Source organism: Vibrio sp. 811 (assembly GCF_033339195.1).
Map to the genome: position 1 here is coordinate 866,891 of NZ_JAWOUB010000001.1, position 10,930 is coordinate 877,820.

The following is a 10,930-nucleotide window of genomic DNA, read 5'->3' on the forward strand; positions in this document are numbered from 1 at the left end:
AGACAGTAAGGAAGCAACATGTCACTCAACATCATCGAACAGTTCTACCAGAACTACTTCAAAGCCGCAGACAAAGAGCAAAAACAGGCCGCTCTGCAAGCTTTGAACCCTGACGTAAAATGGTGCGTGGCGCACCCTGTGAACGATCTTAATGGCCCAGATGCAACCCACGAATCTTTCCTCTCACCACTTGTTAATGCTTTACCTGATGCCGAGCGCCGACCAATGATTGTGATGCACGGCGAATACGAAGGCCGCACTTGGTACAACTCTACTGGTTACTTTATCGGTACGTTTGAACAGCCACTGTTTGGCATCCCTGCAACAGGGAAAACACTCTACTTACGTTACACCGAAATGGTGTGTGTGGAGAACGACCAAATCACCGAATCATATATGATTCCAGACTTCATCGATGCGATGAATCAAGCGGGAAGCAACCCTCTTAGAAAAAGCTTAGGCCACGATGGCTTAGTCCCTTCGCCTGCGACGTCAAACGGTATCCAACATTCTGTTGTGTCTCTGAAAGAAAGTGAGAAGAGCGCCCAATTAGTCGAAGATATGTTGTCTTGCTTGGGTCGTTTTGATGGTCAAGATCTCTTCTCGATGGATTTAGAAAACTACTGGCACAGTGACTTTATGTGGTACGGCCCAGCAGGTATTGGCACTACGCGCGGTATCAAAGGTTTCCGTAACCACCATCAAGCACCATTCGTGTTCGCCTTCCCTGATCGAAGTGTCGATATTGAGGTCAATTTTTTGGCCAAAAATGACTACGTATCCACAGGTGGCTGGCCACATATGCATGGTACTCACACGGGTCACAGTGGCTGGCTCGGTCTTGCTCCGACAGGAAAACACATCGAACTTCGCGTTATGGACATTTGGCGACGCGAAGGCGATTTACTGAAGGAAAACTGGGTGGCGATCGACATCGTTCATATCCTGCTGCAACTTGGATACGACGTATTTGCACAAATGAAAGAACAGTTAGAAGGACCTAATTATGCATGAGTTTGGCGCACTTAACTGGAGCATCCTTGGCGGATACATTGCCCTAACGCTAGTACTGGGTGCAGTAATCGGAAAGCGAGTCACTTCAGCTAGTCAATTCGCCTTGGGTGATAAGAGCATCCCTTGGTGGGCGATCGGTATTTCTGTCGTTTGTACTTACGTGAGTGCCATGTCGTTCCTTGGTGGGCCAGCTTGGTCTTACAAAGAAGGCCTGTCGGTTATCGCGATTCACCTCAATTATCCGCTGGTGATCTTCTTCATCGTGGCTGTGTTTATGCCGTTTTTCTACAACAACGGTTTAACCTCCATCTACGAGTATCAAGAACGACGCTTCGGTAAGGCTTCACGACTGACTTTGTCGTTTATCTTCCTTATCAAACAAGCATTGAGCTCGGCAGCCGTACTCTACGCGACAGCAATGATTTTAGAGTTCATTACTGGTATCGACGTGATGTACTGCATCATGATCGTCACTGCAATTGCCCTTATCTACACCGTAATGGGCGGTATCGCGGCTGTCATTTGGACCGATGTGATTCAAGCAGTAATCTTATTTATTGGCGCATTCATCATCATTGAAGCCGTTTGGAATGGCATGCCTGCTCCAATGACGGAGGTCATGGCAGAACTCAAAGCGAAAGGAATGACCGATGCCCTACAAACAAGTTTTGACCTAAGCCAAGTAACGACTGTATGGGCCGGCGTTATCGCAATGACGATGTTCCACACCACCGTGTATGGCGGTAACCAGATGATGGTACAACGTTGTATGGCCGCGAAAAACATGGGCGATGCGAAAAAGGCAATGTTGATGATGGGCTACGTGGCCTTCTTTATTTACTTTGTCTTTATCTTGCTTGGCGTCCTGTTCAACGCTTATTACGACGGTAAAGAGTTTGAAAACGGCAACACCATCATTCTTCATTATGCGAGTGAATATGGAATGCCAGGCTTGATGGGCATCATTGCCGCTGCGATTCTGGCGGCAAGTATGTCGAGTCTCGATTCCGCATTTAACTCAATGGCGACCGTTTCTGTGGCTGACTTTTACAAACGCTTCTACAAGCAAAACGAGTCGGAAGAGCATTACTTAAAGGTATCGCGTTTCTTCACGGTGGCGTGGGCGATTTTGGTCATCATTCCAGCGATCATGTTTGCCACCAGCACAGGCTCGGTACTGGAAGTGCTGAGTAAGGCAGGCTCTTACTTTGTCGGTGCGAGCTTCTGTATGTTCGTCCTTGGTTTCTACTCAAAACACATTACGGAAAAAGGCTTGTTAATTGGCGTTGCTGCTAGCTTCTTGGTGATCTGGTATGTAGCCGTTGCGACCGATATTGCGTGGCCTTGGTATTGCGTGATTGGCGTCCTTGTGAATGCCGTTGTCGCTTACATTGCTAGCCTTCTCCTGACGGGTAAACAAGATGAAATGCATCTTTACACAGTGAAAGGCCAGCAAGCGGAATATGCTCGTCTAAATAAACCAATCAAGGAAGATGGTTGGTATGTCGTTCCCGGCAAAATCGATGCTCCATGTTATGGCTTACTAGTGATGTTTGTATTCTCGATCGTGATGCTTTGGGGGATCAACGCGTTTACCGACAACGCTCCTATGCTGATTAACTTTATGCGTGGCTGCTCTATTCTTGTCGCTACCGCTTGCATCGGATACATGGGGTATTCACTCCTCTCCCCGAAACGTAAAGTTGCAGTCAAACAAGCAAATTAATGTTCTTTACGTAGATACTGTACGTCCAACAAACGGACAGTATCTACGCTCTAGATCTAGTGCTAGCTCAAAGCAAATCGAATGGGTTAACCCACATTTTGCTTTTTAACACTCCAAAGCCATTATTCTACTTAGGATACCCCGTCAGAACATTTATGAATACGTACCTATTTATGCTAGTCTTATGACCTCAATTACTGGCAACTAAGTTTTATTCATGAAATCAATTAAACACGTAGTCACATCAAAAGATGTGGCAAAGATGGCAGGCGTCTCTCAATCTACTGTATCGCGCGTGTTTGTTCCGGGTAGCTCAGTATCCGAAAAGACCAAGCAAAAAGTCTTTGAAGCGGCTAAAGCCCTTAACTACCGCCCTAACGCCTTTGCACGTAGCCTGACCACAAACGAATCGAAATTGATAGGTTTGGTGTTTCCTGATGCGGATTACCCTATCCATATGAAAACACTGCAGTTAATTTCCAGTGAGTTACAGAAAAAAGGTTATTCTGCCGTATTGATTCCATGGCAAGTGGATGAAGAAGAGGGCCACTCAATCCCAAATATCTTCCAGTATCGCGTCGATGGTGTCATTGCTGCTTCCGCAACCTTCAATAAGTCCCTTTATGAAGAATGTGAAGAGTTTAATATCCCAATTGTTCAATACGCACGAGTTGTTGAAGGTACTAGGAGTAGCTACGTTATCAGTGACAACTACGAAGCAGGCCAACAAGCCGCGCAACTTCTGCACAAAAGTGGCGTGAAGAACGCGGTTTATTTGACGGGAGAAGTGCCAACCTTTACGAATGACGAACGCCAAAGCGGCTTCTGCTCTGAATTTGAAGACCTAACCGGCAAGACGCCACGCATCATTGAAGCCAGCTATGACTACGCGAGCTCACTTGATAAAGTCCGTGCCATACTGGCAGACAAAAATCGGCCTGAAGCAGTGTTCTGTGCAACCGATAACCTTGCGATGGCGGTCATGGATATCGCCCGTATAGAATGCGGGTTGAGGATTCCTCAGGACTTACAAGTCATTGGTTTTGATAATATTCCTCAGACAGAATGGTTAAGCTATCAATTAACCACGTTCCGCCAGGATTTCCGTCGCCTCGCTCGCGAGTGCGTGAAGATCATTGTTGATCAAATTAATACGAAAAACGGCAGCCTAGTAAAAATGATGGTGCCAGTGAAGTTAATCGAGCGCCAGACAACAAAAGCTTAAATAGCTATAGCCAGCCATTCGGTTGGCTTTTTTATTTGCCTCTGACTCCCAAACGGCTCATTTAGTGTTGTAAGCATTAATGAACCCATGTATATTTATGAGCTATTACACTATATGAACCAAACAAAAAAAGGCTCATAATCCTTATGACCACGTATCTTTACACTCGTTATTCGCCAAAAAATCGAGCTTACCAAGAGCACCTTAATACTCTAAAAGCTTTTGCTCCCGAAGCTCAGCATTTTGAGGATAAGGTTCGTGGTTGCATGCCTCCAACCGAGAGAGAGGCATTCTTACAACTGCTCGATTCCGTCAGAACTGGGGATACGATTGTGCTCTGGTGGCTGACCGCATTTGGTCGCGACTTTAGTCAAGCATTGAACACAATAAAAATGCTACTCGATAAAGGGGTAACATTGAAAACCGTATGTGAATCACTAACTTTTGAGCCAGGTTCTGTTCAAACTCAAACACTACTCACAGTGTTATCTGGATATGGGAAAGTGCAGACTGAACATCGCCTGTTTGCCGCAGAGCAAGGGCGACAGGCCATTAAAGAGCAGCCAGAATTATGGAAACAGAAGTTTCGCGGCCGCCCCGCAAACAAAACCAAACACCAACAGATCGCAACGTTACTGCTAGAAGGCTACACATTGCAAAACGTGGCAGAGCAATGCGAAGTCAGTCTATCGACTGTGAAGCGGGTCAAAGCAAAGCTAAATGAAGTGGATGACGAAGGCGGCTTAAGATCACGACGCCAAAAAGGTTGTTTGAATGGAGACCAGTCATGAGTCGCCCAATCAACTTTCATACTATACTACTCGCCTGTCTTATTATTAGCGTTGGCCAGTTGAGCATGGGGCTAGTCATGCCCTCTTTGCCATGGATAGCAAAAGACTTTTCCATCTCCCTCGACCAAGCTCAACTACTTGTGAGTATTTATTTGCTCGGCTTTGGCCCCTCTCAATTTATCTACGGGCCAGTGTCAGATGCTTTAGGACGAAAAAGAGTATTACTTACCGGTTTACTCATCGCGATGTCTGGTCTGCTGATGATTATTTTCTTCAGTGACACATTTACAGGGATGGTAATGGGGCGCTTTTTACAAGGGTTAGGTACAGGATGCTGCGCGGTACTCGCGAGGGCGTCGACTCGAGATAGATTTAGCGGGGATGAACTCCCAGTGGCAATGTCTTACATCGCCATGGCGGCTTCAATCACGCCACTTATTGCACCTGTGATTGGCGGCTTTATCAACTTCCACTTCGGTTGGAGTATGGTGTTTATTTCTCTATTGGGCTATGTCTCGCTGGCCTGGGTAATCATCGCCTTTAAGTTCACAGAAACCATCACAAAACGTTCTGTCATTCCGTCACCCCGAAAAATGTTACTCCAATACAAGAGCTTACTTACGTCTCGTTACTTTATGAGTTTCGCCAGTATCAGTTGGTTAAACTTCAGCTTAATGATTACGACAGTCTCTGTGATGCCATTTATCATGCAAGATCAAATTGGCATGACCTCCGCTCAATACGCGATGTGGGCGCTCATTCCCGCTTTGGGTATGTTATGTGGTACCACGATTTGTAACCGAGTAAGGCCAATTATTGGCAATAAAAAAATGCTGCTTTGCACCCCATTTCTTCACCTCGCTGCCGCAATATGGTTATTTTTCTGCCCTGTTGAGCCTCTATTTCTGATGCTAGGACAGCTATTAATGATCTTGGGTAATGGTATTGCCCTACCTTGTGCACAAGCGATGGTAATGCAACCTTATAAAAAGCAAGCAGGTGCCGCAGCGGCAATGTCTGGTGGTGGACAAATGGTCGTCTCCTCATTGGTCAGCTTAACTCTGGTGCAGCTTGGATTGAGTCAAGCATGGCATCTAGCGATCGTTATCGTAATATTTGCATCGCTTACCTTCACCAACATTCAACGTGGCTTCAGTGCAGAGCAACCTTCAGAACGATAACAAAAACATACTATTGTCCTTATAGTTACGACAAATCGTATAAACTTAAATTTAGGAAAAGTTGGCGGATACTAACATGATGTTGCATTTAAGAATGGGCGCCTTAACACTCGCCACATTGATATCCGCTGGCACTGATGCGAGCGCCAACGAGAACTGGCAGTTCGAGAGTGACAAGGATGGAATCACAATTTACTCCCGAGAACATAGTGACGGTTTAGTTGAGATCCGTGCCCGGATGTTCACACCCACCAGCTATGGTGCATTTTTAACGCTACTGGAAGACAGTGACAATATCCCGAACTGGATTGACAATGCCAGTCATAGCCAGGTTTTAAATCAGATATCGGCCACCGAGAACATCGTTTACACCCAGTTTAAAGCACCATGGCCTGCCAAAAATCGGGATATGGTCACCTACTCAAAGTACTGGGTCGATGAGCTGGGATTCACCATAGAAATCAAAAGCGCACCTGACTCATATCTTGCTGAACAAAATGGTTATGTTCGAATTCGCTCGGTTGATGCGACTTGGGAGTTACAAAAACTCACAAACGATACAACACTCGTGGAATACAAGGCGTTTGCTGACCCCGGAGGTCTATTGCCAAACTGGCTGATCAACAAACTCTCAAAAGAAAGTGCATGGGCGACATTTAGTAATTTAAGAAAAGAGTTACCTGAATATCAACAATACTCTCATCCTCAAATAGATGAGTAAGCGTCGCTCTTCCCACTCGCTTTTTAATACGGTACATAATAACAAAAGGCGGCATATGCCGCCTTTTTCTACTCAATGTGTTACTGCTGTGCAACCGTTACAGGTTTAGTTGCACCACGGTAATCAAACTCAAAACCAATACCTTGGTCTGTCACGTCCATCGTCATACCACCAACAAGCTCGCCTTGTAAGCTTTTGACAACATCATCCGGAACCGGCTCCCCAGTGATTGACGACGCACTCTCTAACACTTCCAAAATACGTTCTGAATCAAAATCAAAGCTGAACAAGCCATTTGGAGAAAGTGATTGCGCCATCACTTCTTTGCTTGCTTCCGCAGCACTATCACCACTGTAAAGAGTGAAATGGTTTTCGTTTAGACGAGCAAACACGTCCACCTTCATGCCAGTATGCATTTCTAATAGGTCACTGACATTAACAGGTTGGTTATCCGGTTGAATTTGCAATTGAGCAAGTTCAGGAACGAACATTTGCGCAGTTTGAATAAGCATCATTGGATCATTGGCAGAAAGAGACAACATACCATCTAGCTGGCTAAATACTTCACCATGCTGAGCATTAGTATCTACTTTGATATCAAACATTTGCAGGCTTAACCCTTTGAGGCCGTTAACCATGCCTGACCCCATGCTTACAGCGGCTGCTGGATTCTGGCCACCCATCTCTTGCTGCATTTGCGTCAATAAAGAGCATTGGTATTGAGGCTGAGTCAAGTCAGCCCAAATCTGACCAATCGATGGCGCTAGCGTATTAATGTCTAAACCAAGCGCCATACTAAAGAAACTCTTATCACTTTTAGACTCTGCCAATACACCACGAATCGACTTGAGCGCATCTAGAATCACTTTATTGTTGGACTCAACAACAAAAGAACCTTTAATGAACGCCTGATCGCCTTTCATCTTGTATTCTGCAAACGCGACGGACTGAGGCCAGTTTTCTGCAACTTGAGTAAGCTCAGTATGGCAGGCTGGTGAACGCATTTCCTCAATAGTTGGTTCAGGATCTATTGCATCCAACGTGCTGATTTGACGAGCAAACATATTGCCATCTTTCGTCGTCAAACCTTTAATCACTTCGCGATGATCAAAGTAACCAAAAGAGTTGTTGTTTTCACCGTATTTGGCTTGCAACGCCTCAAGGCGTCCACTGTCAGCAATATTTTGACTTGGTGCTTCAAGCCCTAGTGCCATTTTAATCGGGTTTTGAACGCCCAGTTGCGGAACATCAATCGTTAACGTAAGCACGTTATCAACCACGGCTACAACCAAGCCAATACCGTCCTGCGGGTCAATTGAATCAGTCATCTCGTAACGACGATACTCGACTTCACCAAGCTTAACCAACTCATGCTTAGCGCCGCTCATCTGCTCTTCATGATCCAGTGTTTTCCATAACGCGGCAGGGTCTTCAATATCCACTTTGTACACCGGTACCATACCAATTGTGTACAACACAGGATTAATGTTTTCCCCGGTGCCCAAATAAGCTTTTAATGTTTCTGGCGACGCAGCACTCTCTAGGTACCCATCGAATAAGTTAACTGCAAACTGCTGTTGTGGAGACAGTGGTTCATCGGCAAAAAGTTCTGCAATCGAGCCTTGGTTCGCCGTACCGAATGCGTTCATATATTTATAATGGTTAAAAGGTTCAGTCTGATACGTCACCATAAGTGAATCTGCAGGAACTTGCGTTAACAGTGAGCCTGCATCACTCGCGGTAGTATTGTTTTGGTACAGGTAGCCAGCGCCCCCTGCAGCTGCGACCACTGCTGTAGCCAATAGTAGTTTTTTCACGACCAACTCCGTTGTCATAGTTATGTGTTCCTAAACGAAATGTAACGCTTAGGTTTAAAGCCAATGAATAGTGCTTTATATCAACCGCTATCATAAACAAGTTATCGATGTAATGAATGTCGGTTTGATAAATTATCCAACATTTATAAGGCAAACCGTGAAGTAAGTTGAATTGCGTGCGGATGCTATTGGCAATATTCACAATCCAATTTCTCGGATAACCGCCTTAAAAATCATAATATTCAGTTAAATGAAGCGATTTGGAGTAATTACGACCAAAATCAGCAGAATATTAAATCTTTATTGAGTCTTTTATCTAATATCTGAAAACGCCTCACGACCTGACACTTCTTTCCAATTTGCCTCTGGCGGTCCCTACTCGTTTTCCTTACATTCCTACTAACTCAGTGACGAGACGTATACCAAATACGAGCAATAGAAGACGATGAAAGACCAGTTGACGATCTCTATATCAACTATCAATGGCTCAAGACATTGGTACTTCAGTAAAAGGATGCAACGCAACATAAAAACGTTTTTCGTTTTTTTTGTTGTTGCTCTGGCCGCGACCGTAATCTTAATTCATCACTTGTACACTCGCGTTGATAATGCAGCGTTAAAACAAGCTGAATTGACAGAGCATTCACGCACCATGGGTGAAGAACTCAGCACACTGAAAACACTTAAATCAGAGCTAGAAAATGACCTTTCAGAACGTGAAGAACGGGTACAACTTGTTTCGGAACGTTTGGGTGAATTAGAGAAAGTGCTTGGGGTTGGAGAACATACCTCGACAAATAACTTGGATGCTAGGCTCGATGCAGCGGCGATAACCTCAAACGTTCGCATGGTGTTATTAAACCAAATACCAAGTGGCTCTCCAGTCGGCAACGTACGGCTATCTTCCGGATTCGGTAAGCGTATCCATCCGGTGACAAAAGTTGCCAAAATGCATCGTGGGCTCGATTTTGCCGTAAATATCGGCACCAAAATTTATGCCCCTGCCGATGGGGTAGTGGAAGTCACCCGCCGCAGTAATAAAGGCTCTGGTAACTTCCTCAGGCTGCAACATTCTTTCGGTTTTTCGAGTTCTTATTCGCACTTGAAAGCGTTCAAAGTAAAAAGTGGTCAGTTCGTCAAAAAAGGGCAGCTGATTGCAATTTCCGGCAACAGTGGGCTCTCTTCTGGCCCTCACCTGCATTACGAGGTGCGATTTGTTGGGCGAGCACTGAATCCGAAACCATTTGTCGATTGGAGCCTTAATGATTTCGAAGACATTTTTACTAAGGAGCGAAGAATACGATGGGAATCTTTAATCAAAACAGTGGAACAACGAGTAGCTCAGCAGCTTCAACTCTCATCGCCAAAGGCTGTTCTCTTAGCGGAGAACTCAAAGTAGAAAACGATGTCCAGATTGATGGCATCGTCGATGGTCAAATTAACGTGGAAGGCACTCTCGTTGTCGCAGAAAGCGGGCGAGTAAACGGTGAAATCTACGCTAAACAGCTGATCATTAACGGCATGATGGACGGAAACTGTCACGCAGAACACATTCAAGTGCTTGCCAAGGGACGCGTAAGCGGTAGGATCTGGAGCAATAACCTCAGCATTGAACCTGGTGGCAAATTCTTTGGTGAAGCAGCCGAATTACCTGAAAAGGAAGTGGTAACGTTAAAGGGTAAGGCTCAAGACAGTGCGAACACAAAAGAAAACAACACCAACAATGAAAAGCGACTTGCGCGTAAATCAGCATAAAACGCTCTGATTAAAGTGCTTAAAAAAGACGGCTTTCACGCCGTCTTTTTTATTACTATTGTGTGCCGTCCTAAATAAGGTTGACACTTTCCCCCAAAAAAATTGGAGAGTGTTATGAAATCAACAACTAAAAGAACTCAGCGCGATTACTCCCTCGCTTTTAAACTCACTGTAGTTGATGAGGTTGAAAAAGGAAGCCTCACTTACAAACAAGCCCAAGAGAAGTATGGCATCCAAGGTTGCTCTACGGTTTTGGTTTGGCTTCGTAAGCATGGTCGACTAGATTGGTCTAAAGGGACACCTAACTTTATGTCCAAAGGAGACTCTATGGCCGAGTTCAATTTACCTCCTACACCAGAGCAACGTATTAAAGAGCTTGAGAAGCAGCTCGAAGATGCTCAACTCAAAGCCGACTTCTTTGAAGCTGTCGTGAACGTTATGGAACGTGACTATGGTGTTAGAGTGACAAAAAAGCACAAAGAAGCGTTGTCCAAGAGAAAACCATAGTAGGTTTGAGCGTTACGAAGTTTTGTCAGTTAGTACAAATCTCTCGCCAAGCTTATTATAAGCAATGCCAAACTCAATCTCGTTGTGAACATCATGAGCATGCTGTCATTGGCTTTGTCCGTGAAGTCAGGCTGAAGCAGCCACGCATTGGCACGCGTAAACTGAAGTTCTTAGCAGCAACAAAGGGCATTCA

General features: G+C 45.0%; 9 protein-coding genes and 1 pseudogene. 9 read left to right on the top strand and 1 reads right to left on the bottom strand.

The genetic code is table 11. The annotated features are described in order from the left end of the window. The first annotated feature begins 18 nt into the window (after window positions 1-18). The 6 genes from R7Q46_RS03770 to R7Q46_RS03795 all read left to right on the top strand — a co-directional run bounded on the left by R7Q46_RS03770 (window position 19) and on the right by R7Q46_RS03795 (window position 6,658). A complete protein-coding gene (locus R7Q46_RS03770; RefSeq protein ID WP_262647319.1) occupies window positions 19-1,014 on the top strand; it encodes an ester cyclase in 996 nt (331 codons plus the stop codon). Then, window positions 1,007-2,740, top strand: a complete 1,734-nt coding sequence (locus R7Q46_RS03775) for a sodium:solute symporter family transporter (RefSeq protein ID WP_005374733.1) — start codon at window positions 1,007-1,009, stop codon at window positions 2,738-2,740. Before R7Q46_RS03770 ends, R7Q46_RS03775 begins: the two co-directional genes overlap by 8 nt. A 217-nt stretch (window positions 2,741-2,957) precedes the next feature. Further along, window positions 2,958-3,965, top strand: a complete 1,008-nt coding sequence (locus R7Q46_RS03780) for a LacI family DNA-binding transcriptional regulator (protein WP_017820101.1) — start codon at window positions 2,958-2,960, stop codon at window positions 3,963-3,965. Between the two features lie 146 nt (window positions 3,966-4,111). Further along, window positions 4,112-4,756 carry a recombinase family protein gene (locus R7Q46_RS03785; protein WP_054576561.1) on the top strand — a complete coding sequence of 215 codons (645 nt, stop codon included), beginning with the start codon at window positions 4,112-4,114 and terminating at the stop codon, window positions 4,754-4,756. Continuing rightward, entirely contained in the window at window positions 4,753-5,937 is a 1,185-nt protein-coding gene (locus tag R7Q46_RS03790; RefSeq protein WP_158173280.1) for a multidrug effflux MFS transporter, read from the top strand. The genes R7Q46_RS03785 and R7Q46_RS03790 overlap by 4 nt, the downstream gene beginning before the upstream one ends. A 76-nt stretch (window positions 5,938-6,013) precedes the next feature. Next, window positions 6,014-6,658 carry an START domain-containing protein gene (locus R7Q46_RS03795; protein ID WP_318077296.1) on the top strand — a complete coding sequence of 215 codons (645 nt, stop codon included), beginning with the start codon at window positions 6,014-6,016 and terminating at the stop codon, window positions 6,656-6,658. A gap of 80 nt (window positions 6,659-6,738) precedes the next feature. Here R7Q46_RS03795 and R7Q46_RS03800 read toward each other — a convergent pair whose 3' ends face one another. Beyond that, complete coding sequence (locus R7Q46_RS03800; RefSeq protein ID WP_206970572.1) at window positions 6,739-8,493, bottom strand: hypothetical protein; 1,755 nt, start codon at window positions 8,491-8,493, stop codon at window positions 6,739-6,741. A 427-nt stretch (window positions 8,494-8,920) separates the two neighbouring features. Here R7Q46_RS03800 and R7Q46_RS03805 point away from each other — a divergent pair, with 427 nt between their 5' ends. The 3 genes and pseudogenes from R7Q46_RS03805 to R7Q46_RS03815 all read left to right on the top strand — a co-directional run. After that, entirely contained in the window at window positions 8,921-9,874 is a 954-nt protein-coding gene (locus R7Q46_RS03805; RefSeq protein ID WP_005374721.1) for a M23 family metallopeptidase, read from the top strand. Further along, the gene (locus tag R7Q46_RS03810) at window positions 9,778-10,230 is read left to right on the top strand and encodes a bactofilin family protein (protein WP_080659230.1); all 453 of its coding nucleotides are present in this window, start codon (window positions 9,778-9,780) and stop codon (window positions 10,228-10,230) included. The genes R7Q46_RS03805 and R7Q46_RS03810 overlap by 97 nt, the downstream gene beginning before the upstream one ends. A 114-nt stretch (window positions 10,231-10,344) precedes the next feature. After that, a pseudogene (locus R7Q46_RS03815) lies at window positions 10,345-10,930 on the top strand (IS3 family transposase); the annotation flags it as partial.

Excerpts from the sequence above, each read along its gene's own strand:
- R7Q46_RS03795 (WP_318077296.1), top strand. The coding sequence starts at position 6,014 with ATGATGTTGCATTTAAGAATGGGCGCCTTAACACTCGCCACATTGATA.
- R7Q46_RS03785 (WP_054576561.1), top strand. The coding sequence starts at position 4,112 with ATGACCACGTATCTTTACACTCGTTATTCGCCAAAAAATCGAGCTTAC.
- R7Q46_RS03790 (WP_158173280.1), top strand. The coding sequence starts at position 4,753 with ATGAGTCGCCCAATCAACTTTCATACTATACTACTCGCCTGTCTTATT.
- R7Q46_RS03810 (WP_080659230.1), top strand. The coding sequence starts at position 9,778 with ATGGGAATCTTTAATCAAAACAGTGGAACAACGAGTAGCTCAGCAGCT.
- R7Q46_RS03770 (WP_262647319.1), top strand. The coding sequence starts at position 19 with ATGTCACTCAACATCATCGAACAGTTCTACCAGAACTACTTCAAAGCC.
- R7Q46_RS03800 (WP_206970572.1), bottom strand. The coding sequence starts at position 8,493 with ATGACAACGGAGTTGGTCGTGAAAAAACTACTATTGGCTACAGCAGTG.
- R7Q46_RS03805 (WP_005374721.1), top strand. The coding sequence starts at position 8,921 with ATGAAAGACCAGTTGACGATCTCTATATCAACTATCAATGGCTCAAGA.
- R7Q46_RS03775 (WP_005374733.1), top strand. The coding sequence starts at position 1,007 with ATGCATGAGTTTGGCGCACTTAACTGGAGCATCCTTGGCGGATACATT.
- R7Q46_RS03780 (WP_017820101.1), top strand. The coding sequence starts at position 2,958 with ATGAAATCAATTAAACACGTAGTCACATCAAAAGATGTGGCAAAGATG.